General features: G+C 55.3%; 27 protein-coding genes. 15 read left to right on the top strand and 12 right to left on the bottom strand.

Going from position 1 to position 22,552, the window contains the following annotated elements; genetic code table 11:
* Window positions 1–151: 151 nt before the first annotated feature.
* Complete coding sequence (locus VMW85_08405; protein ID HUT28050.1) at window positions 152–2,554, top strand: ATP-binding protein; 2,403 nt, start codon at window positions 152–154, stop codon at window positions 2,552–2,554.
* A 48-nt stretch (window positions 2,555–2,602) separates the two neighbouring features.
* Here the strand turns inward: VMW85_08405 and VMW85_08400 are convergent, their stop codons facing one another.
* The 4 genes from VMW85_08400 to VMW85_08385 form a co-directional block, all read right to left on the bottom strand.
* Complete coding sequence (locus VMW85_08400; GenBank protein HUT28049.1) at window positions 2,603–2,860, bottom strand: hypothetical protein; 258 nt, start codon at window positions 2,858–2,860, stop codon at window positions 2,603–2,605.
* A 160-nt stretch (window positions 2,861–3,020) separates the two neighbouring features.
* Window positions 3,021–3,455, bottom strand: coding sequence for a universal stress protein (locus VMW85_08395; protein HUT28048.1), 435 nt, complete (start codon window positions 3,453–3,455; stop codon window positions 3,021–3,023).
* A gap of 63 nt (window positions 3,456–3,518) precedes the next feature.
* Window positions 3,519–5,174 carry an MDR family MFS transporter gene (locus tag VMW85_08390; GenBank protein HUT28047.1) on the bottom strand — a complete coding sequence of 552 codons (1,656 nt, stop codon included), beginning with the start codon at window positions 5,172–5,174 and terminating at the stop codon, window positions 3,519–3,521.
* A 23-nt stretch (window positions 5,175–5,197) separates the two neighbouring features.
* On the bottom strand, window positions 5,198–5,839 hold the full coding sequence (locus VMW85_08385; GenBank protein HUT28046.1) for a TetR/AcrR family transcriptional regulator: 642 nt from the start codon (window positions 5,837–5,839) through the stop codon (window positions 5,198–5,200).
* 401 nt (window positions 5,840–6,240) lie between these two features.
* Between VMW85_08385 and VMW85_08380 the strand changes: the two genes are divergently transcribed.
* Complete coding sequence (locus VMW85_08380) at window positions 6,241–6,660, top strand: iron-sulfur cluster assembly scaffold protein (protein HUT28045.1); 420 nt, start codon at window positions 6,241–6,243, stop codon at window positions 6,658–6,660.
* A 46-nt stretch (window positions 6,661–6,706) separates the two neighbouring features.
* On the opposite strand, the gene VMW85_08375 is transcribed toward VMW85_08380, so the two are convergent.
* Together VMW85_08375 and VMW85_08370 are read right to left on the bottom strand one after the other, a co-directional pair.
* Window positions 6,707–7,048: an ATP-binding protein gene (locus VMW85_08375; GenBank protein ID HUT28044.1), complete on the bottom strand. Its 342-nt coding sequence runs from the start codon at window positions 7,046–7,048 to the stop codon at window positions 6,707–6,709.
* A 59-nt stretch (window positions 7,049–7,107) separates the two neighbouring features.
* Window positions 7,108–7,491: a YkgJ family cysteine cluster protein gene (locus VMW85_08370; protein HUT28043.1), complete on the bottom strand. Its 384-nt coding sequence runs from the start codon at window positions 7,489–7,491 to the stop codon at window positions 7,108–7,110.
* A 137-nt stretch (window positions 7,492–7,628) separates the two neighbouring features.
* Here VMW85_08370 and VMW85_08365 point away from each other — a divergent pair, with 137 nt between their 5' ends.
* Complete coding sequence (locus VMW85_08365) at window positions 7,629–7,913, top strand: hypothetical protein (protein ID HUT28042.1); 285 nt, start codon at window positions 7,629–7,631, stop codon at window positions 7,911–7,913.
* Window positions 7,914–8,001: 88 nt separating this feature from the next.
* Here the strand turns inward: VMW85_08365 and VMW85_08360 are convergent, their stop codons facing one another.
* The 5 genes from VMW85_08360 to VMW85_08340 form a co-directional block, all read right to left on the bottom strand.
* Window positions 8,002–8,475: a GNAT family N-acetyltransferase gene (locus VMW85_08360; GenBank protein ID HUT28041.1), complete on the bottom strand. Its 474-nt coding sequence runs from the start codon at window positions 8,473–8,475 to the stop codon at window positions 8,002–8,004.
* 235 nt (window positions 8,476–8,710) lie between these two features.
* Window positions 8,711–9,658 (bottom strand): radical SAM protein, encoded by a 948-nt coding sequence (locus VMW85_08355; GenBank protein HUT28040.1) that lies wholly within the window; start codon window positions 9,656–9,658, stop codon window positions 8,711–8,713.
* Window positions 9,659–9,771: 113 nt separating this feature from the next.
* On the bottom strand, window positions 9,772–9,981 hold the full coding sequence (locus tag VMW85_08350) for a hypothetical protein (protein HUT28039.1): 210 nt from the start codon (window positions 9,979–9,981) through the stop codon (window positions 9,772–9,774).
* 340 nt (window positions 9,982–10,321) lie between these two features.
* Window positions 10,322–10,531, bottom strand: a complete 210-nt coding sequence (locus tag VMW85_08345) for a hypothetical protein (GenBank protein ID HUT28038.1) — start codon at window positions 10,529–10,531, stop codon at window positions 10,322–10,324.
* A 145-nt stretch (window positions 10,532–10,676) separates the two neighbouring features.
* On the bottom strand, window positions 10,677–10,964 hold the full coding sequence (locus VMW85_08340; protein ID HUT28037.1) for a hypothetical protein: 288 nt from the start codon (window positions 10,962–10,964) through the stop codon (window positions 10,677–10,679).
* 126 nt (window positions 10,965–11,090) lie between these two features.
* Between VMW85_08340 and VMW85_08335 the strand changes: the two genes are divergently transcribed.
* The 9 genes from VMW85_08335 to VMW85_08295 all read left to right on the top strand — a co-directional run bounded on the left by VMW85_08335 (window position 11,091) and on the right by VMW85_08295 (window position 16,753).
* A complete protein-coding gene (locus VMW85_08335) occupies window positions 11,091–11,930 on the top strand; it encodes a 4Fe-4S binding protein (GenBank protein HUT28036.1) in 840 nt (279 codons plus the stop codon).
* Between the two features lie 187 nt (window positions 11,931–12,117).
* The gene (locus VMW85_08330) at window positions 12,118–12,354 is read left to right on the top strand and encodes a hypothetical protein (protein HUT28035.1); all 237 of its coding nucleotides are present in this window, start codon (window positions 12,118–12,120) and stop codon (window positions 12,352–12,354) included.
* A gap of 63 nt (window positions 12,355–12,417) precedes the next feature.
* Window positions 12,418–12,663 carry a hypothetical protein gene (locus tag VMW85_08325; protein ID HUT28034.1) on the top strand — a complete coding sequence of 82 codons (246 nt, stop codon included), beginning with the start codon at window positions 12,418–12,420 and terminating at the stop codon, window positions 12,661–12,663.
* Between the two features lie 2 nt (window positions 12,664–12,665).
* Entirely contained in the window at window positions 12,666–13,196 is a 531-nt protein-coding gene (locus tag VMW85_08320) for a heme-binding protein (GenBank protein ID HUT28033.1), read from the top strand.
* 207 nt (window positions 13,197–13,403) lie between these two features.
* Window positions 13,404–13,547, top strand: coding sequence for a hypothetical protein (locus VMW85_08315; GenBank protein HUT28032.1), 144 nt, complete (start codon window positions 13,404–13,406; stop codon window positions 13,545–13,547).
* 59 nt (window positions 13,548–13,606) lie between these two features.
* Window positions 13,607–13,999: a peptide-methionine (R)-S-oxide reductase MsrB gene (gene msrB / locus VMW85_08310; protein HUT28031.1), complete on the top strand. Its 393-nt coding sequence runs from the start codon at window positions 13,607–13,609 to the stop codon at window positions 13,997–13,999.
* 4 nt (window positions 14,000–14,003) lie between these two features.
* Complete coding sequence (corA, locus tag VMW85_08305) at window positions 14,004–15,083, top strand: magnesium/cobalt transporter CorA (GenBank protein HUT28030.1); 1,080 nt, start codon at window positions 14,004–14,006, stop codon at window positions 15,081–15,083.
* Between the two features lie 10 nt (window positions 15,084–15,093).
* Window positions 15,094–16,125 (top strand): inorganic phosphate transporter, encoded by a 1,032-nt coding sequence (locus VMW85_08300; protein HUT28029.1) that lies wholly within the window; start codon window positions 15,094–15,096, stop codon window positions 16,123–16,125.
* Between the two features lies 1 nt (window position 16,126).
* The gene (locus tag VMW85_08295) at window positions 16,127–16,753 is read left to right on the top strand and encodes a DUF47 family protein (GenBank protein HUT28028.1); all 627 of its coding nucleotides are present in this window, start codon (window positions 16,127–16,129) and stop codon (window positions 16,751–16,753) included.
* On the opposite strand, the gene VMW85_08290 is transcribed toward VMW85_08295, so the two are convergent.
* Entirely contained in the window at window positions 16,750–17,697 is a 948-nt protein-coding gene (locus VMW85_08290; protein ID HUT28027.1) for an EF-Tu/IF-2/RF-3 family GTPase, read from the bottom strand. The genes VMW85_08295 and VMW85_08290 overlap by 4 nt on opposite strands.
* 84 nt (window positions 17,698–17,781) lie before the next feature.
* On the opposite strand from VMW85_08290, the gene pap reads away from it, so the two are divergent.
* The 3 genes from pap to VMW85_08275 all read left to right on the top strand — a co-directional run.
* On the top strand, window positions 17,782–19,281 hold the full coding sequence (pap, locus tag VMW85_08285) for a polyphosphate:AMP phosphotransferase (GenBank protein ID HUT28026.1): 1,500 nt from the start codon (window positions 17,782–17,784) through the stop codon (window positions 19,279–19,281).
* A gap of 44 nt (window positions 19,282–19,325) precedes the next feature.
* The gene (locus VMW85_08280) at window positions 19,326–20,753 is read left to right on the top strand and encodes a DEAD/DEAH box helicase (GenBank protein HUT28025.1); all 1,428 of its coding nucleotides are present in this window, start codon (window positions 19,326–19,328) and stop codon (window positions 20,751–20,753) included.
* Window positions 20,754–21,107: 354 nt separating this feature from the next.
* Window positions 21,108–22,552 (top strand): fibronectin type III domain-containing protein (locus VMW85_08275; GenBank protein ID HUT28024.1); only part of this gene is annotated, 1,445 nt, incomplete at its 3' end.

The following is a 22,552-nucleotide window of genomic DNA, read 5'->3' as shown; positions in this document are numbered from 1 at the left end:
CCCGACATCCCCCCAATGGTAACGGGACCTTTTCCTGGCTGAAATTCTGCGGGAACCTGCATTGGGTGATCTTCGATGTGGGACCACTGCCCTGAATGAACGATTCTTTTTTAAGCTGACAAACGCAATAAAATTACGAGGGAAATAGTGAATGATCAAACCCATACCGCTTAAGGATTACCGGGCCTTGTACGACCCTAAAAAGGTGGATTGCACTTCTACGGAGACGCTGAGACCAACGGATGAGATCATCGGGCAGGAAAGGGCCCAGAAGGCCCTCCATTTCGGTCTTGAGATTCTGGAGAAGGGGTTCAACATATATGTGTCCGGATCGCCCGGCACTGGCAGGAAGACCGCGGTCAATAACTTCCTTTACGAATTGGCCAGCACCAAACCTAAGGCGGCCGATTGGATCTATGTCAACAACTTTGCCAATCCCTACGAGCCGCTGGCCATGCGCCTCCCCCCGGGAACGGGCATCCAACTGAAGGCCGATATGGCCGCCTTCATCGAAGAGGCCAGAAAGACGCTGCCCAAGACGTTCGAGAGCGAGGAGTACGATGCCAAACGCCAGCAGGCCCTTGGAAAGCTCACCAAGGAGCGGGTGGATCTGATCGATCAGGCCAATGAGGTCGCGGAAAAGCTTGGCTTCACTATCCAATTGGGAGCTGCGGGCCTGATCATCATTCCTGTCCTCGACGGTAAGCCGCTCAGTCCAGAGGAATTCGAGGCCCTCCCCAAGGAGAAAAAGGAGAGGATCCTCGAGAGCAGGCATACACTGGATGAACAGCTTCGGGTCATATTCCGCAAGGTCCGGGAGATCGATCTTAAAGGTTTGGAGGTCGTCGCCGAGCTCAACATCGAGATCGCGATGGAGGCCATCGGCCATCTCCTAACCGATCTGAAGGAGAGATACAGCTCGATCCGGGAGGTGTTCTCGCACATCGAGAACGTCCAGAAGGACATACTGAGGAACCTTGGGACGTTCCTTAAAGGGAACCATCCCCAACCGGAGCAGGGCCCAGCCCAGTTCCAGCAATGGTTGGCGAAGGACCTGGCCTTCCGGAAGTACGAGATCAACGTCGTGGTGGACAACGGCAGCGCCTTGGGCGCCCCGGTGATCTTCGAGGAGACCCCCAGCTACCCGAACCTCATCGGAAAATCGGAAAAGGAGATGCAGTTCGGTGTGGTCACCACCGATTTCAGTATGATCCGCCCCGGTTCACTGCACAAGGCGAACGGTGGCTACTTGGTCATACCGGTAATGGACCTCTTTCGATATCCCTTTGCCTGGGACGGCCTCAAGCACGCCCTGAGGAATGAGAACGTGGAGGTAGAGGAACCGGGGGAGCACGCGGGTTTCATCTCCACCAGAGGCCTCAAACCTCAACCGATCCCTCTGAACGTGAAGGTCGTGCTCATCGGTACGCCGGAGGTCTATCAGATACTCCATCAGGGAGATCCCGACTTTCAGGACCTCTTCAAGGTAAGAGCGGACTTCGACGTGGTGATGGACCGGGACGAGGGTTCCGCGATGAAGTACGCCCTCTTCATATGCACCATATGCAACAAGTTCAAACTGAAACATCTGGACAACACCGCCATTGCCAAGGTGGTGGAGTTCGGGTCAAGGCTTGCCCAGGACCAGCGGAAGCTTTCCACCAGGTTCTCCAACGTGGCCGACCTGATCAAGGAGGCGAACTTCTACGCCATGCGGGAGGGATCGAAGCTCATCACCGTGGAACACATCAACAAGGCCATCGAGGAGAAGCTTTACCGCTCCAGCCTGATCCAGGAGAAGGTCCATGAGTTCATCGATCGCGGGATCTACCTCATAGATACCGAGGGAAGCAAGGTAGGACAGATAAACGGGCTGTCGGTCATGGCAATGGGCGACCTGGCGTTCGGAAGGCCCTCACGGGTGACCGCCAGCGTGGCCGTGGGCCGTGACGGGATCATCGATATCGAGCGACAGTCCCAGATGGGAGGACCGACGCACACCAAGGGCGTGCTTATCCTCGGAGGTTATCTGGCCCATAAATATGCCCAGGACAAGCCCCTTTCCCTGAGCGCCAAGCTCGTCTTCGAGCAGAGCTATGGAGGTGTGGACGGAGACAGTGCCTCCAGTACGGAACTTTACGCCATCCTTTCCGCCCTCTCCGGTCTGCCGATCAAGCAGAGCCTTGCTGTCACCGGCTCTGTCAACCAAAGGGGCGAGATTCAAGCCATCGGAGGCGTGAACGAGAAGCTCGAAGGCTTCTTCGAGGTGTGCAAGGCCAAGGGGTTGACCAAAGAAAATGGTGTGATGATACCAGGGAGCAACGTTCAGAACCTGATGCTGAAGGAAGAGATATTGGAAGCCGCCAAGAAGGGGAAGTTCACCATATACCCGGTGAAGACGATCGATGAGGGCATCGAGGTGCTCACCGGGGTGCCCGCAGGGAAAATACTGGCGGACGGATCGTACAAGAAGGGCACCATCAACTACCTGGTCAACAAAAGATTGCAGGAGATGGCTGAAATGGTCAGAGAGTACCAGATACCCTCACGATGATCGATCCTAATTTCATAAACGCATTCATGGGACGTATCTGGAGGGCGGCTAGTCCTCCTGATACTGTTCCTTGGCCAGCTCGACGGATGCCGTGTCCTTGTGGGCGCTGTCCTTCCTATGCTTCTTCCCACCTTCCACGGTGCCTTCCCAGCCGCGCATGAACCCCTCTTCCGCGGCGGTTATCTCGTCGTCCTCGAGCATCTCCTGCCTGGCGTCATCGTCGTAGATGTCCTCGAACACCTTTTCCTTCTCATAGACGAACCTCTCGGAATCGTCCTCCGACTTTTTGCGCTTCTCCGCGGTCACGTTCTCACCTCAGTGTATAATAGGGGAGCGAGGGGTAATTAAAGGAGCGAGCTGCCCCGGCCATTCATGAATATGCTATGACAGGGATGAAAATGAACGGAAAGGCGTTTTAGAGATCGTTCGTAGCGTGATCTGGCCGGGAACCCCCGGCCGATGCGCCTTACTTCTTGGCCTTGATGACCAGTACCGGGCACTTCGCTTCGCGCACCACCTTCTCGGCCACGCTTCCGATGAGCAGGTGCGGCAATCCTGTTCGCCCCTGGGTGCCCATGACGATCAGGTCGAACTTACCTGACATCTCGATTATGTCAAGCGCCGGGCTGCCCATTCTGACCTCCACCTTCATCTTGACCCCCGCCTTCTCGGCCATGGCGGACGCTTCTCCTACCGCGGCGTCGGCCACCTCCGCCTGGACGGAGCCGTGGGGCGCGGGGTTCATACCCTGCAGGGTCGAGGACACATCGCCGACATCGATGACGCTCAATGTGGTGACCTCAGCGTTCGATAGCTTGGCGATCTCGAGCCCGTGCTCGATCGCCGACCTGCTGTTGCTACTTCCGTCGGTCGGTATTAGGATGGTTCTGTACAGATTCATTTGAAACACCTTTCACGAGTGCGTGTCCTGTTCTTTTCGGTAATATAGATTGAAAGAGGTTTTCTATCCTTCATCTTTCTGGACAGGTTCGATCGGTCCCACGGGAACGTCGGCCGTTGTCATTGGGACGGCCTCCGCGACGGGGACCTTGTGGTACTCCGCCGCGCTCTTCAGCGGCTCGCTCCTTATGAGAAGGCTGGCTATGATCCCGGTCAGCACGATGAACGCTCCGATCAGGAACATGTAGGTAATACTGTTGCTGAGCGACAACCTGATAGCGTCCAGGATCGGGACGGGGATGGTCGAGGCCAGAGGTGACAGTAACAGGCCTCCTATGCTGTTCACATCGGTGGTCGGCAGCATGGAGATGGCCCCCGCGGGCAGATTGGCGCTCAGTTCCTCCCCCATCCTGTTGTTGACGATGGCCCCGAGCACGGTGACCCCGATGGTCCCGCCGATGCTGCGGAACAGGGTCATGGACGATGTCACCACACCCATCTCCTTCTTGTTCATGATGTTCTGAGCGGCGACGATATAATTGGACATCACCGAACCCAGCCCCATCCCGATTATGATTAGGTAGATGATGGCGTCGGTCTGAGAGCTGCCCGCGTGCATGGTGGAAAGCATGAACAGACCGAAGGCCGAGAGCGGCGGGCCGATGATCAGCCATATCTTGTAACCGGTGCGCTTGAGCAGGAATCCGCTCGCCAGCATGGTGATCATGACCCCCATCATCAACGGGATGAGGGTCTCCCCACTGCTGGTGGCGCTCATGCCGATGACCGACTGCAGGAACAAAGGCAGGAAGGCGATGACCCCGAACAGCCCCATGGAGATTATCAGAAGCCCCATGCTGCCCATGGTGAAGATGGGCTCCTTGAACAGGTGCAATGGCAGGATGGGGTCCTCCGACCTTCGTTCGATCATCACGAAGGCTATCAACGATGCGATCGAGAGGACGGCCATGCCGATCACCTCAATGCCATCCCAGGCGTAGGTGCTTCCACCCCAGGTCATGATCAGCAGGGCGGGGGTCAGGGCCGACGCCAGGGTGATCATTCCCGGATAATCGATGCGCTTGGAGGTATCGCCCACCTGCTTGGGGAACTTCATGGAAGTTACCGCTATGGCCAGGAAGCCGACGGGCAGGTTGACATAGAACACCCACCGCCAGTCCAGGTTGTCCACGATGAAACCGCCCAGGAAGGGACCGATAACGCTGGACACCGCGAAGACCGCACCGAGCATGCCCTGTATCTTGCCCCTTTCAGTGGGAGCGTAGAGATCGGCCACGGTGGCCATGGACACGGGCATGAGCGCACCTCCGCCCAGGCCTTGAACGAAACGGCACATGATCAGCATCTCCATGGAATTGGACATGCCTGCGAGGATCGAACCGCCCAGGAAAAGCCCCATACCGACCAGGAAGACCGGTTTGCGCCCGTAACGGTCGCTCATCTTTCCGGCGACGGGGATGCTCAGCACCTCGGCCAACATGTAACCGGTGAACAGCCAGGCGAACAGGCTCATGCCGCCCAGGTCACCCACTATCTTCGGCAGACTGGTGCCGACCACGGTCTGGTCCAGGCTAGCTAATAACATCCCCAAGGCCAGACCGAGCATGATGAAGGACCGCGCACGATTCTTCTTGTACTCACCATCATCGGGCGCGCTAACGCTCCCATCATTATCCTTTGTTCTATTCTTACCAAACATACTGACACCGCTCGACCCTTTTTTTATAGATCCTTACCTGAAGGTGGGCTTCCCAATAGACCATCTAACGTCCCTGGTTCTGCGTCGAGCACACGTTCTGACAGTTCCTGCATTATGATAGCTATGTGAGCGTTCTGTTCGGGAGTTGAGACAGAGGGGATGCTTTTCTTTAGGCTGCTCAGCATAGCCACCAATGCCATGGCCGACTCCCTTGGGTGATCGGTATGGAACATCCCTTCCTCGACCCCTTGTTCTATGATACGCTGGACCGCCGGTACCATGATCCTGCTGGCCTTTTCCTCCATCAGGTGATGGAAGGCCTGATTTCGCTCCTTGTGGAACAGAGCGACGATCATTTTGGAACGGTCACTGATATCGACGTTCGAAGGGGTGAGCGCCCTGAAGCGTTCCTTGGCGGTGAGGCCCTTTTTCTCCATCGCCGAGGCGATGGACGAATCGATCTCATCCAGAAGGCGTTCGGCGATGACGTTGAGCAGGTCATCCTTGGTCTTGAAGTAATGATAGAACAGGCCTTTGGCCACGTCCATCTGTTCCACTATGTTGTCGATCGAGGTGTTCTCGAATCCTTTTTCGATGAACAGCTCCTCCGCGACCGTGATGAACTCGTTCCTTCTCACTGCTGGATTCTTGATCGTCCTAGGCATTTTAATACCGACTGTTGGTCGGTCAATATTGATCGTCTATTAGATGGTTTTTAAACAGATATATATTAAGTTGTTAAAATAATATAACGTCCCGCGTCCTTCGACCTTCATTACAATGGCGGGATCGTTAAATATTTGCGTACGTGAATTATTTTTTTATATTCTTTTGTCGCTCATTACTGAAAATTCTTGTGGACACAACAATATGATCATTTTTAAGCCATGGACCCTGCAAGACCAACCATCGGTATTTAAGGAACTAAAATGGTTGTCCGCATCGGATCTGGCCATACCCTATAATATAGCGGAATTTCGTGCCAGTTTTATGACATATATTATAGTCGGACACGATTCCTTTTCCCGACAGATCGGTCGTACCACGTTGAAATGGAGGTAATACGATTACATCACAGTTCGATGAGCTCCAGGAGCTTGTTCTTAGGGACGCTAGGAAAAAATTTTCCGAGACCGCCATCGACCACTTCATGAACCCGAGGAACCAGGGCGTCATGGACCATGCGGACGGTTTCGCCAAGGTCTGCGGTCCCTGCGGCGATACCATCAATATTTGGCTGAAGGTCAATGACGGCATCATCACGGATATTGCGTTCACCACCGATGGTTGCGGGACCAGCATCGCCTCGGGCAGTATGGTCACCTCATTGGCCAGGGGGAAGAGCCTTGACGAGGCCCGCAAGATCGATCAGCAGGACGTCCTAGCGGCATTGGGCGGACTGCCCACGGAGAGCGAGCACTGCGCCCTGTTGGCATCCAATGTGCTAAGGGAAGCTATCAAGAACTTCCTTGCATCGGGCAAGTGATCCTTCGAGCATCGACTCGCGGGCCTCATTTTACATAATTGCGAGGTCACGCTGTCCTGAACTTATTTGGAGGCACTTTCATGACGAACCTCGCTCCGTGACCCGGTTCGCCCGTTTCCCCGATGGTGATATCGGTGATGGCCAATATCTCGTGGGAAAGGAACAGACCCAGACCGTGGTCCTTTCCGAATCCGCATGTGAACAGACCTATTTTCATTTCCACCACGATGCCGGCACCGTCGTCCTCACGAACGATGGATCGAACGCCATCGACCGCTTCGACCGAGAAGTGGATGGAGGTGATGTCGTCCCCATATCGCACCGCGTTATCGATCGGGTATTGGAACACCTTGGTGATCAGGTGATCGGCGAACACCTCCGCACCCATTGGAGGATCGAGCCGTTGTCCCGTTCACGAGACAGATCGTGTATGCGAACGTTCCGCTCTCATCTGTCACGCCTATGCCTAGCCTCGGCATCGATCGTGTCTAGCAGCCTGCGGAGACGCCTCCCCTTTTCCTTCACCTCGTCCCGGGTCAGCGTACTCCCTTCGGGGCAAAGCTCGTCGATGACTATCTCCCCGTCATCGGTCAGGTTGATCGGATAGATGCTGCATCCTAACGGCCGGGAAGCGTACTCCTTGCATCGTTTCCTTTCCCGATCGAAGAAGTAACAGTGTCCTTCCACGTTCTTCAAACGGGGTATGCCGTCCTCGCCTATGGAGGAGAAATCGTCCTCGCGATATCCTCGCCGCACCAGCCGGGCGATGTCCGCCTTGCAGAGCTCCATCTGGGTGTCCTGACAGCACTTCTGGCAATGGGTGCAGCGCATCGGAGGCAAGCATTACCAAGGAACGATTTAACCTTGAGCCTTGATGCGCGATCTAAAGGCATCATTGTTCAGACAGTTTAATTACCTACCAGCGACCTTGAACGATCATAGTATACAAATTAGAGGAGGAACGAAGAATGGGAGTAAGATACGGAGTTTTCAATCATTCGAAGAAGGAGTACGTCCTTCCAGAGAACATACCGGTGGATGCGGCGGACCCGACGACCCATCCCTACGCCGCTTTCATCGTCAATCTGATGCTCTACAGCTGGAGATTTGACGATGTGGTGTTGATAGACGACTCCAGGGATTTTGATTGTCAGGTGATGTTCGGACACAAGTACCGGGACAGATCGGTGGAACTGTGGAACGAGTTCGTTCTGCTGTACGGGGGATTGTTCAAGGACCTCAAGAGCGTTTGATGTGAGCTTCGTTCCAGAGGACGCGACCTTTGACCGCGCGCATATCCAACCTTCCTGCATAATGATGGATAGACCATATGCCCCGTAGTCATAGCATCTTGACCATGTTCAGGCTCTTCATCTCATATCCCAGCGATCCATAGAGATGCCTTGCCGCTTCGTTGAAGGCGAACACGTGCAATGCCAGTGAGCTCAACTTCATGCGGCGGGCCTTGGATTCCAGGGCCTCCATCATCGCCCTTCCGTATCCTTTCCCGCGTTGCTCCTCATCGATGAACACGTCGAATATGAAGCCCCGGCGGTCCTCCCCCGGCTCGACCTTTATCCATATGTTCCCGACCTGAACGTCGCGCTCGGCGTCCATGGCCTTGAAGAAGTGGTGGCCTTCGGTCTTATGGCCTTCGGGCAATAAACGGTCATGGGCTTCCCGGGAACGCTTCAGCGATTCGTTCGAGGTCCAGTACCCAGCCCTGACGTTCTCCTCGGCGTACCTCTTGACCCCGGCCTCTCGAACGATCTCGAAATCCTTCCTGGTCATGGGGACCAGACGTATCTCGGTCACTCTCAGATCACCAGTTCATGTATGCACCGAAAAATTATTTTAAAGGATAGGTGGGGTGATCGGGGTTCAAAAAATGAGAAGGACCGACCCCCTATGAAATGACCAAACCGCATCGATTATGTGAAGTGAGCCGCGATACCGTTGATCTGTGTCGATTCCGATCGGGCGCTATGATCGTGAAAACGATGGTCCTACCGATGCCCACGATCTGAGGTCCCCGATCCCATGGAACGGCTCACTTCAGGGAGTTCAACGGCACGGAGTAGAAGGTCTTACCAGAATAGACCTTTGACCGCAGCTTTCCTTCGTCCACCAATTTGCTCAGGGAATCCCGCGCGCCCTCCTCACCGAGGGCCATTGACAGTATCTCCAGCGCCTGGTCCTCACGAAGGGGATGGTTCTTGGCGATCTCCAACAGTTCCTCCTCCCGTTCCTCCTCGTTCCTGATGAAAGGACCTTCCTCCGGACCGGTCATATCGATCACGTCCGGAAATATATCGAACACCTGTCTCAGCACCTCCGTGGTCGGGGGCAGGACCCAGCTTTCCGCAGGTGGTCTGATCGGCACGTTCACGTACACCCGGTCCGCGCCAACGGCCCTTATGGCCTTGCGCGTGGCCAATAGCGAGGATATCGAATCGTTCACTCCCTGGACCAGCATGAGCTCTGCCCATATCTCTCCAGGGAACTCGCCGCGCAGGAGCTTGAGCCCTTCCAGAACAGAGGCGAACGTCACAGATCGTGAGGGACGATGCAATCGACGGAAGGTTCGTTCCTCCCCAGCGGAAATGGTCGGCGATATTACGTCGAAAGGGGCGGCGGCCGCCCTTACCTCCGGAAGTTGGAAAAGACTGCCATTGGTTATCAGGGCCATCTTACCTTTCCAGAGATCACGCACCCCCCATGCCATGTCCTCCAAGTTCGCTGCCAGGGTCGGTTCGCCGTCGCCCATGAAGGTGATGTAGTCGATATCGTCCCCGAACTGCCCAACCGCCCTTTTAACATCGGCCAGCACCTCGTCGGTGGGGTAGTGCTCCTTTCTTCCGGTCTGTAATTTATGAGTTCGCCCGAGCTGGCAGTACACGCAGGAGTAGTTGCAGGTCTTACGCGGCAGGGGATTGACCCCCAGGGAGCTCCCGAACCTACGGGACGGTACCGGGCCGAACACGTACTTGGATATCATGTCTAGACTAACATTAGGTGGGACCGGGGTAAAATGATAATCCCGTAATTGAGGTGGATGATGAGAACATAATAAGAACGAAAGAGGTTTATTGGAAAGGGTTTGGGGCCTGATCAGCCCTGGAAGCAGCGGTACACCCAGTACTTCTTTCCGTCCACGGATATCTCCTCGGGCTTGGCCCTGGGGTCTCCGACGGAGTAGTACGGCGGGAAGTTCGGATTGGCCTTGGTGACACGCATTGCATCCTTCTCGTCCTTGAACTTCTTCTTGACCTCGTCGGCAACATTGTCTGGTACGCCAAAGGTCAGTTCTACTTTAACCATATGATTTCCTCCCTTGTAGCGGTTTTCACCGCTGAATGTTCCAACCCTTTACGGGGGTATAAGGATTTGTTTCATACCGGTGTAACCAGTTGTATCTCGATGATACTGGTTGAGCGCGTCTGTATCATGTTACCCTTTGAGTTAACGGCCTTAAAAGAGGTCGTATTTGATCTGAGATGACCATAGAACATATCCTGCCATCCCATTGAACTTTAAGGAGCGTTCCCAAGCACACGCAGCAGCGCCATGGGAATACCCAATATCATCTTCCATGGCCATCGCCCATCTGATGGAACCTACAACAAGATAAGAGGTTTATTGGAAAGGTTTTGGGGCCTGATCAGCCCTGGAAGCAGCGGTACACCCAGTACTTCTTTCCGTCGACCTTGATCTCCTCGGGCTTGGCCCTGGGGTCTCCGACGGAGTAGTACGGTGGGAAGTTCGGGTTGGCCTTGGTGACCCGCAATGCATCCTTCTCGTCCTTGAACTTCTTCTTTACTTCTTCGGCGACCTTGTCAGGCACGCCAAAGGTCAATTCTACTTTAACCATATGATTTCCTCCCTTGTAGCGATATAAACCACTACGATTGTTACCTACAGCAATACCCGCAGGCTTAAACGTTTGTTACATGTTTGTGTAACCAGTTACTAAATCATGGTACGAATATAATTAAATCGTAACGAAAATGAGGGTTCTATGGACCGGCGTAGGCGGTCTGCTGTATGAGATCGAGGTTGATGCTGCGGGCCGCGAGGCAATACACTATCTCCTTGCTTTCCCCATTATACGTCTTAACCAGGAAGTTGCACTTGAAGAGCACCTCTAGTTCACGGTAGATGGTAGCTCTCTCCTTGCGCTCGGCGAACCGTTCGTTATACGACTTGTAGACGTGCACCGCAGAGGCCTCTCCATCGGCCAGGATCTTCAGTATCCTCAGGCGGGTGATTGACGACAGTGCCTTGGCTACTTCCTCGATCTCCATTCTGTCGAGCATGGCTTTCCCAGTTATTAAGGATTGATTGTCACGCCTGCCTATGACCAGGGACCGGGACCGTTCTGGCAAACGGTTACATAATTTGCATGGCATCCCTGCCAGGGAGGTCGTGCCTTGGGTAGAAAGACGATGATCTATGTCCGTCTGATCAAGCGAGGGTTCCGTTTTCGATTCGGGTTGGCCAAGCTTACCCGGTTGCCTCTTCTCGGCCGGATGATGGACCACGCCTTTTTCGATGGCGATGATATTTTCATACTTCCAAAGGAGAGACCGACAAGGACGACCGAAATAATCGTGGACCTTCCAGCTCCGGAAAGGGAGGACACGGTATTGCCCTCAGCGGTGGTGCGCCACTTCGTGGAGAGGTCCCGCTATCACTTCCTCATGAACGATTGCATCTGCCGCACCTCGGCACAATGCCATGACTACCCGAGGGACCTGGGCTGCCTGTTCTTGGGAAAGGCCACGCTAAAGATCGATCCCCGTCTAGGGCGCATGGTCAGCAAAGAAGAGGCATTGACCCATCTGGACAGGTGTGAGAAGGCTGGTCTGGTGCACCTCATCGGCCGCAACAAGATCGATAGCGTATGGACGTCCGCCACCCCCAAGGAGGACCTGATGACCATTTGCAACTGCTGCCCCTGTTGCTGCCTTTGGAAGATGCTCCCCGATCTGGACCCGGACATATCACAGAAGATCAAACGTCTACCCGGACTTCGCGTCTTGATCGACGACAACTGCCTAGGATGCGGGAAATGCGTGGAGGTCTGCTACGTACGGGCCATCACCATACATGACGGAAAGGGCGTGATCGATGAGGAGAGCTGCAAGGGTTGCGGTCGATGCGCCACCGTCTGCCCGGAGGGGGCCGTCCATCTCGAACTGATGGACGAGACGTTCCTTGAAAAGGTCATCCAGGAGCTAGATACTTTGGTCGACGTTACCAAGGATTGAACATCTCATGGATGCTAGTGTAATTATATATTATAATTAATATTATTATATTCTTCCTAACGTAATATTTAGCATGTGCCAGTTAATAAAAGATATCTTAACGATAATAAATATTTTTAACAATTTATTTATACAAAATAGCTTAATTGTTTTATAGTAAACTTTTTAATAAAAAAGAGGTGGAAAGATGAGAGAAGAGATAATGGGATTCCTGATGGTCCTCGCGGGTACGATCATGCTGATAATTTTGGGCATCATCTACTTCGCGGTCACCCTCCTGATCATCAAGGTGGCCGTGGAGTTCATTTTCGAACCTGGGGCCCTGGACGCCAATTGGGGTGCCTTGGCCGCGGCATTGCTGACCATGGCCTCCATGCTTGGTGGTTCGATGACCAAAGGGTCAAAGATCTTCATGAAGCAGTGAACAAACCTCTTTTTCATTTTTTTTATACTTCCTTTAATTATCCCTTAAAAGGATATCTTTTTCATGGGCCCATCGGAGGACGTGGATGCGAACCAAGCCACCATATTCGAGTTCCTGTTCATCACGGCGATCGTTGTTGCGGCCCTGTTCTTCGAACCATTGAATATAATGGACATTACGGATGAAGCAGGGATCGACATCCATGGCGAGGTTCACGCTATGAAAGAGGTCGCCGAACATAGTGCCTCCTTCCCGCACCTGGAGAGCGAAGGGGGAGCGATCGATATTCTAGAGGAATGGAGCGGATGAGCATGGTGAGCAGTGTTCCCTACGAGGTGGTCCGACATCTTGGCGAAGCTGAGGTGAGAAGGTATGACGATATGGTGCTGGTGACGGTATACGACATGGAAGAGGATGAGGCCTTCCAGTTGCTGTTCCGGTTCATAAGCGGAGATAACGACGCCGGAACGAAGATCGCCATGACCACCCCGGTGGTCTCCCGGACAGGAGTGCCACCGGACCCAAGTTCCGAGGGACATCTGTCATTCATTCTACCAGCGGGCACAAGCCTGGAGAAGGCCCCCCGCCCACGGGACCCGCGGGTGGTGCTGGAATTGAAGAAAGGAGGTCTTTTTGCGGTCATGCGTTTCCGGGGACGAGCGGGCGGGGACGACGTCCAGAGGATGACCCAAGACCTCATGGGTCAACTGAAGGAGGCGAACTTCGATACGCACCATCGGCCTTTCCTGTTGCGTTATAACTCCCCCTTCACCCCGGGTTTCATGCGGCACAACGAGGTTGCGGTCAGAGTGGTGCCCAGGTCGGTGGAGCTGGGAGAGTGAGCGTCGGTCCCCGGCCCTTCGGTCCCGGTCCGCCCATACCAGAGCGTACAAGGCAAGTTTGAGATCTCCCGACCTCAGCGAACCGCTCATGCTATGCTTGTCGTCAATCAGAGCGATGTTCACCCCTTGGTTCCCGTGGACGTTGTAGGCGCGATCTGACGATGTCCCCTTGATACCCCATCCGCCGTAATCGACGATGGGGCGGTATTGAAACGCGCGGTAGGAAAGAACGTCCTGGGGCGTCACGACCCTGGGCCTGAGAAGGACCGCCCACCAGGCGCGCAGGCGCTGCATCTCATGGAAATGAACCTTGGGGGGCTCCACGCCCCTTCGCAAATGATAATGGCATGAAAAATTTTCACGGTAACAATTCAAATAAACTTGGCGGACCATACCACATAGGAGTTCCCATGAAACGCAAGGTGGAGAAGAGCGAGGAGGAGTGGAAGCGGGAGCTGAGCGAGGAGGAGTACCGGGTGCTCAGGGAAAAAGGGACCGAGGCCCCTTTCACCGGGAAATATCATCGCAGCAAGGACCAGGGCTCTTACGTATGCGCCGGATGCGGCAAGGTCCTCTTCTCCTCTGAGGACAAGTTCGACTCCGGATGCGGCTGGCCGAGCTTCACCAAGCCAACGGAGGAGGTGGAGGAGCAACGTGACCTAGGTCACGGCATGGTCCGAACCGAGGTTCTGTGTCCCGATTGCGGCGGACACCTCGGGCACGTGTTCAACGATGGCCCGGCGCCGACGGGGCAGCGCTATTGTATTAATTCCGTCTCTATCAAATTAAAGGCCAAGGAGTGAGCGAATGGAAATAAAAGGTCTTCGATTGATGCATAGACAGATCTCAAAGAAGGTGGGCATGCCCCCTGGATCGCTCGTCTATATAGGTGATGGAACGCCCGCAGCCACCAAGATATCGGTGCTGGACTACACGGAGACCGAGGTACTGGAAAAGACCGATATCACCCTTGAGGAGTGCCTGCCGCTGCGGGACAGCTCCAGTACCACGTGGCTTAACTTCTCAGGCCTGTCCGATGTGGAGACCATTCGAAAGTTGGGCGAAGCCTTCGGACTGCACCCCCTGGTCATGGAAGACGTTCTTCACACTGGACAGCGCCCAAAACTGGAGCTTTATGATGATTACATCTACATGGTGGTCAAGATGATCTACCGTGGAGAGAACGGCAAGGAGATCAACTACGAGCAGCTGTCGTTGGTGCTGGGCAAGAACTACGTCCTCTCGTTCCAGGAAAGGGAAGGTGACGTCTTCAACAGCATACGCGAACGTATTCGCAACAACAAGGGGCGTCTGCGCAAGTCCGGAGCCGACTACCTGGTGTACTCCCTCATCGACTCGGTGGTGGACAATTATTACCCCTCCCTGGAAACGGTGGGCGACCGGGTCGAGGACATCGAGGAGAGATTGACCGAAGATCCAGACCCGGTGCTGCTCGGTGACATATATCGCCTGAAGCGGGAGGTGATCTTCCTGCGCAAGTCCATCTGGCCCCTTAGAGAGGTGGTCGCCGCCCTCATGCGCCAGGACACCGATCTGGTGTCGCCCAGCACCAATACCTATCTGCGGGACGTCTACGACCATTCCATACAGGTCATGGATGTGGTGGACACCTACACCGACATGCTCTCCGGACTGCTGGACGTTTACATGTCCAGCGTCAGCAACCGCATGAACGAGATCATGAAGACCCTGACCATAATCGCCACCATATTCATCCCCTTGACCTTCATCGCCGGTCTGTACGGCATGAACTTCAGATATATGCCGGAACTGAACAACGAGCTGGCATATCCGATGGTCCTGATCGGCATGACCGGGGTGTCCGTGCTGCTGCTGCTTTACTTCCGCCGCAAAGGGTGGCTCTGAACGGGGTAAGATGGACGCCCTCCTGATACTGGCCATGGCCGGCATTCTGCTGTCCCTTTTCTTTGCCTTCACCAACGGTTACAACGACGCCGGGGCGGACGTGGCCACCATGGTCTCCTCGGGAGCGGCCTCGGTGAAGGGAGCGCTGCTCACCGCCTCCTTGGCCAATTTCATAGGGGCGTTGATAGGCGGCAGCGCCGTGGTACTGACATTGCAGGGAGTGCTGACCACTGGCATAGGCCAGGAGATATCTCTGGCCATATTCGCCGCGGTGGCCTCTGCCAACCTCTGGAACCTTTTCACCTGGTATTACGGCATACCTTCGTCATCCACTCACGCCCTGATCGGCGGGCTGATCGGCGTAGGCGTATCGTTCCAAGGTCTGTCGGGGGTCAACTGGGGGCTTAGCGCGTTGACACGGGGACAGCTGACCGGTGTCACCAAGGTGCTGGTGTTCCTCATGATCTCGGTCCTCATAGGGTTCCTGGGCGGGTTCGTCCTGATGAAGATCGCCAGCCTCCTGCTGCGCCGAGCCACCGTGGACATCAACGTTCTCCTGAAACGACTGCAGTGGTTCACCACCGGAGCGCAGACCCTGGCCCATGGGGCGAACGACGCCCAGAAACAGATGGCCCTGATCGCGTTGCTCCTGATGGCCATGGGCAGCTCTTCCGATCTGAACGTACCTTTGTGGGTGCGTTTCGCCTGCGCCCTGGCCATCGCCCTGGGCACTTTGGGTGGAGGATACCGCATCATGCGCACCGTCGGCCGTAGGATCTTCAGGATACGGCCGGTGCACGCCCTGGTCGCCCAGGCGAACTCCGCCTTGACGGTGATGTTCTCCACGCTGATGGGGGCGCCGGTCTCCTCCACCCAGGTGGTGACCTCTGGCGTCATGGGAGTGGGCACGGCGGAGAACCGCAAGATGGTGCACTGGCATGTCGGTAAGGACCTGGTGGTGTCCTGGTTCATGACCATCCCGGCCACTACGCTGCTGTCCGCGATATTGGTAATAGGATTGAGATATCTGACAGGTGTGTAAGATGAGCGAGAGAAAGAGGTTTTTGGACGGGCTTTTCCCGCCAAGGTACGATTTCCTTGACCTATTGGTCGCCCAGGCAGAGATGACCGTCCAGGGAGTGCAGACACTCATAGCGGCACTGAAGGGCGATAAGGACCATTACCTCCAGGAGCTGAAGGACCTGGACGACCGGACGGACCAGATGCGCCATGACATGGAACGTAAGCTGGGAGAGGCGTTCTCCACCCCCTTCGACCGTCAGGACATCTACAGCATGTCCCGGCAGCTGGAGGCGGTCATGAACTTCGCCCGGACCACCCTGGTGGAGATAGACGCCTTCGAGGTGGAGCCGGACCGCTGCATGATAGACATGGCGGAGCATCTGTTGATCGGGACGGAGGAGGTGGTGGAAGGGGTGAGGACCCTCGGCCAAGAATCGTCCAAGGAGGAAACGCGCATCCATAGGATGCGGGAGGAGGAGGACCTCATCGAGGAGATATACGTCCTGGGCATGCGGGAGGTCTTCACGCTCAAGGACCATATGATAGCGTTGAAGAAGAGGGAGATCTACCACCATCTCAAGGACGCGGGCCGGGCGCTGAGCGCCACGGTGGACATCCTTCATCGGGCCGCCTTCGGCCTGGGCTAGAGGTCCATGGTGCCCACGATGCGCAGCTTTCCTCCCTCCAGGTAGGTGATCACGGCTCTGGACCCAGCGCAGTATATCAGAGGCTTTTCCAGCGTCAGTACGACCTGGGGCCTCTTCGCGTCCCCGCTGACCGATGTGACCCTGCAGGGCAGGAACTGCATCCAATGTCCCAGGTGCATGACCATGCCCTCTTTGATGGGGGATTGCCAGTACTTGACCAGGTCCAGTCGGCCGCTCAGTTCGGAAATGACCTTCATGTCCGGGTCGTTGGTGAGCACGAAACCGCGGTCAAGGTCCTCCGCGTCGATGTTCTTGAGCGCTAGACCGACCCGGTCGCCCTTGTAGGCCACATCGAAATCGTCATCGTGCTTCTGGATCGACCGGACCAACGCCGTGCGCTCCGTAGGCAGCACCTTCAGGTTGTCGTGCCGGTTGATGACGCCTTTGGCCACGTAGCCGAGTATGACCGTCCCTACCCCCTTGACGTTGAAATGGTGGTCGATGGGAACGACGCCTTTCCCCTCCCCACTGTTCTGGACCTTGGCCGCTTCCTCCAACAGGAACTCGCGGAGAAGGATCGGATCGTCGGCCATGTAGGTGTAGTTGGTCAGTACCGTGTCCTTGAGCAGCGGCGCGATGCGGTCCGGTGTCAGGTAATTGCGCAGTATGAAGATACCGCGCTTGACGTTGGCGCAATCCAGCATGAGCAGCGTCTCGCCCAGGGCGGCGTTGATCTCATCCACCACGACCAGGGCTAGTTCGGCCAGATTGACGCAGAAATAGAGAGAGTTGATCCGTTCAGGATACTTGCTGGGCTCCAGTATGCTGACGGTGTCATGACCCTTCTTCAGGTCGTAGATGGTGATGTCGCTGACGGTTCCCTTCTTCCCCAGGTCCTTGGCGTAGCCCAGAGTGCCGACCGCCGCCACATTGAGGTTTCCCATGTGAGGAGGCAAGCTCTGGGGGAACATATTCCTTTCGTCTAGCCAAGCGTTATCTATCTCTCGGCACCATGTACTTGAGAAAGGATGTTCGAGCACATAGACCTGGACAAGCGCCTGGACCAGAAGGAGTATGACCGCATAGCCCCGGACCTCAAGGACCGTCTGGGCCAGCTGCAGCGGAAGGCCAGGGACGCGGGCATGCCCATCATGGTGGTCTTCGAGGGCTGGGACACCGTGGGCATGAGCGAGACGGTGAACAAGTTCATCCTTCCGTTGGACCCGCGCGGTTTCCTGGTCCACTCGATCTCCGTCCCCAACGCCGAGGAGCGTTCGAGACCTTTCATCTGGCGCTTCTTCATCCGCATCCCCGCCCGGGGGCGCATAGCGGTCTTCGACCGGTCCTGGTACTTCCGTTCGTTGGCCCGGGCGGTCGAAAGGAAGACGGAGGACGCCCGACGCTCGTGGCGGGAGATCAGCGAGTTCGAGGAGATGCTGTCCCAGGACGACTATCTCATCATGAAGTTCTTCCTGCACCTCAGCAAGAAGGAGCATAAGAAACGGCTGGAAAAGTACCGCGATAACGATCTGGACCGTTGCGCCATCAGCGACAGGGAGCTTGAGTTCTTCAGGAAGTACGACAAGATGCTCCCCTTGATCGAGGAGATGATCGAGAGGACCGACCGGGAGTACGCACCCTGGACCATCGTGGAGGCGGAGGATACCAAGTACGCCTCGGCCAAGATATTGTCGACGGCCGTCAGAATGATGGAGTACGGCCTGAGCAAGTTGGACGCCAAGAACCAGGTCAGCTTTGACAGCAACCCCCTGATCAAGAACGGGGTGATGTTCAACTCCAGCAGAGGAGGATTGAACCTGGGAAGGACGCTTGCCCAGGATGATTACCGGGAGCGGATCAAGAAGCTTCAGAACAAGGTCGGTGAGCTGCAGTGCGACCTCAATCGTTTGAAGATACCTACGATCATTCTTTTCGAGGGCTGGGACGCCGCCGGCAAGGGCGGCGCCATCCAGCGTCTCACCGGTGAACTGAACCCCCGGGGATATGAGGTCGTGCCGGTCGGCATACCCACAGAGGACGAGAAGGCCCGCCACTACCTGTGGCGCTTCTATCGGATCCTTCCCCCGGCCGGGCAAATGCGCATCCTGGACCGATCCTGGTACGGAAGAGTACTGGTGGAGAGGGTGGAAGGCTTCTGCAGCACTGAGGAATGGAAGCGCGCCTACCAGGAGATGAACGAGTTCGAGGAGATGCTGGTAGAGAACGGGACGGTGCTGGTCAAGATCTGGATGGAGATAGATAATGAGACCCAGCTGCAGCGCTTCAAGGAGAGAGAGGCCGATCCGCTGAAGCAGTGGAAGATCACCGAGGAGGATTGGCGCAACCGGGAGAAGTGGGACTTCTACGGAAGGGCGGTGGATGAGATGCTCTCCCGCACCAGCACCAAGCACGCTCCCTGGACCATCGTGGAGAGCAACGACAAATATTATTCCAGAGTGAAGACCCTGCAGACGATCGTTGACGCGATGGAGGCAAGGTCGCTGAAGGTTAAGAGACCAAATGATTAAAATATCCAGGACCATGCCCTAGCTATCATAGAGCAGTGATCCTTATGACCAATTTCACAGATTTCGGTCTCAAGGATGAGATAATGAAGGCCATCGAACGCATGGGATTCGTTGAAGCGACCCCTGTGCAGGTGGAGACCATTCCCATCATCATGACGGGGAGGGACGTCATCGCCCAGGCCCAGACGGGCACCGGCAAGACCGCCGCCTTCGGCATACCCATCCTAGAGACGCTCACCCAGGGAGTCAAACCGTTCTCCCTCGTCCTAGTGCCCACCAGGGAACTGGGGGCGCAGGTTTCCGAAGAACTGAAGAAGCTATCCTATTTCATGGACGACGTTAGAGTGCTGGCGGTCTACGGCGGAAAGTCCATAGACGACCAGATAGACGCACTACGCAAGGGCGTTGACATCGTCGTAGGAACGCCTGGACGCGTGATAGACCATCTGCGCCGCGGGACCCTGCAGCTGAACGAGATAGCTGTGCTGGTGCTTGACGAGGCGGACCGCATGCTGGACATGGGGTTCATCGAGGATATCGAATACATCGCCTCCAAGACCAAGACCCCGCGACAGACCATGCTTTTCTCGGCGACCATACCTCCAGGCCTACGCGACATCGCCTCCAAGCATATGACCGACCCGGAGACGGTCATGATAGGGGAGGAGCAGATCATCCTCCCCACCACCAAGCAGGTTTACTTCAACATCGAACGAAGGAACAAGATCTGGGCCTTGTGCCGGGTCCTGGACGCCTACAAGCCGAAGGCCATGGTCTTCGCCCAGACCAAGGTCATGGTGGATATTGTCGCCAAGCGTCTTTTCTCCTACGGCTACCGGGTCAGCTCCCTTCATGGAGACCTCACTCAGGCTCGCCGAGAGAAGGTTCTGCAGGAGTTCCGTGACAACAAGACGACGATCCTGGTGGCCACTGATGTGGCCGCTCGGGGCCTGGACATCGACGGCGTCACCCATGTCATAAATTACGACATCCCGGAGGACCCGGAGATCTACGTGCACCGCATCGGTCGTACTGGACGCGCCGGAAAGGAGGGCATCGCCATCACCTTCATCACTTCTCAGGAGATCCATCTGCTGAAGAAGATCAATGAGTTCGGCATCACTGAGATCTCCCGCGAAGAAGTGCCGGAGAGCGGCCGCAAGGACGTGGTGCATAAGGTCATGGACTTCGAGGACCAGGCCGACCTGTTCGGCATGGTGCTGTTCAAGGTGATCGCAAACGGCGGAGAACCGGTGGAGCAGTCGAAGCTGCTGGAGATGCTCATACGAAAATTGCGAGTGCCGGAGATAGCCGTCGGGCGCATCAAGGTGGGCGAGGACAACACCTCGTTCGAGATCCACAAGGACTCGGCCAAGAAGGTGCTCATGGAGCTCAAGAGCCTGAGGGTCGATAACAAGAAGCTCAAGGTGGAAGTGGTCAAGCGCGAGCTGCCGCTCATCGCCAAGCAGTGAGCGAAAAACCCAGGAAAAGTGGCCGATAAGGCCACTTTATTTCCTTACACCTTCGTCCGGGGTATTTTTTCTAGCAAGGACGGTCTGATCGTAGGGTCGTTCGGACAGCCGCTTGTTTTGTATTTGTTCTATAAAATTATTTGTATTTCGAATTCAAACGTGTACGCTTTTCATTTGTTAATTGATCGAAATAATTATTTGTTATTAACATTTAAATATGATGTAATTTGCTTATCAAAGCACGTCCAGCACCAGTAAAGAAGTGTTTGCAGAGGTGAATTTCATATGAAGAAAGAATTGTACATTCGCAGAGTAAGCTTGATTATCGTTTTCTTATTGATATCAACGACATTGTTGACGTTGACCGCAGTTACCGTGACCGCTGCCACGAGTGGTGATTTCACGTATGAGCTGATCAACGGCGATACCGAGGTCGAGATAATCGGTTACACTGGAGCTGGTGGAGCGGTGGAAATACCGAGTGATATAACCGGGTTGCCGGTCACCTCCATCAGATACCAAGCGTTCCTTGGTAAAACGTCCATCACCTCCATGACCGTTCCCGATAGCGTAGAGAACATAGGTTACGGAGCGTTCCGTTCCTGCATCAACCTGGCCTCGATCGATCTATCAAACAACATCACCGCGATCGCCAATGATACGTTCTATACCTGCGGTTCCCTGACATCCGTGATCATTCCGGACAATGTAACCATCATCCATGATTATGCGTTCGCCTATTGCCGAAAATTAACCTCGGTGACGGTTCCTGACAAGGTCACCAGCATCGGTAACTCTTCGTTCTTTTACTGCGACATGTTGGTATCGATCGACCTTCCCGATAGTCTCAGAACCATCGGGAGCCTCGCCTTCCACACCTGCAAGTCCTTGGTCTCAGTGACCATTCCAGAGAACGTCACGGTCATCAATTCATTCACGTTCTACTCCTGTATCTCCCTTACCTCGGTGACCATGCCTGAGAATCTTACCAGCATCGGTACATCGGCCTTCTCTACCTGCACATCCCTCACCTCGGTGACCATTCCAGGAAATGTTACCACCATCGGGAACCAGGTTTTCCGTCTTTGCGGTTCTCTCACCTCCTTGGCCATTCCGAGCAGCGTCACCAGCATCGGAGTTATGGTGTTCTATCAATGCTTCAATCTAACCTCTATCGATGTGGACCCCAGCAACCCCAACTATGCCAGCGTGGGAGGTGTGCTTTATAACAAGGCCCTAACCTATCTCGTCCAATATCCATTGGCCATAGCTGGACCGTTCACCGTTCCCAACAATGTCACCACCATAGGTTATCAGGCATTCTATTATTGCACCTCGCTCACCTCGGTGACCATTCCAAGCAGTGTCGATCTCATCATGAACTATGGGCTCTCCAACTGCACAGTAATGACCGAAATGATATTCCTGGGAGGGGCACCGACCTGTCAGAGCGACTGGATAATCGACCATAATTCCAGCCTGATGATCTATTACCTGAACGGGTCCTCCGGGTTCACCACTCCGATCTGGGAGGGTCTGAACACCACCTGCCTGTCCGCCCCTGGTTCGCCGCAGAACCTCCAGGCCGCCGCGGGCCATACCGAGGTCGTTCTCACATGGGAAGCATCATCGTTCACCGGTAACAGCACCGTGACCGGTTTCAACGTTTATCGGTCCACGGACGCCAGCGGTCCGTTCGTCCTTATCGATTCGACCGTCGAACTGAACCATACCGACAGTGGACTGACCAACGGCCAGATCTACTGGTACAACATCACCGCCGTCAATAGCATCGGTGA

Source organism: Methanomassiliicoccales archaeon (assembly GCA_035527755.1).
In the GTDB taxonomy this organism is placed as follows: Archaea; Thermoplasmatota; Thermoplasmata; order Methanomassiliicoccales; family UBA472; genus UBA472.
This window is presented reverse-complemented; position numbering and strand designations above follow the sequence as displayed.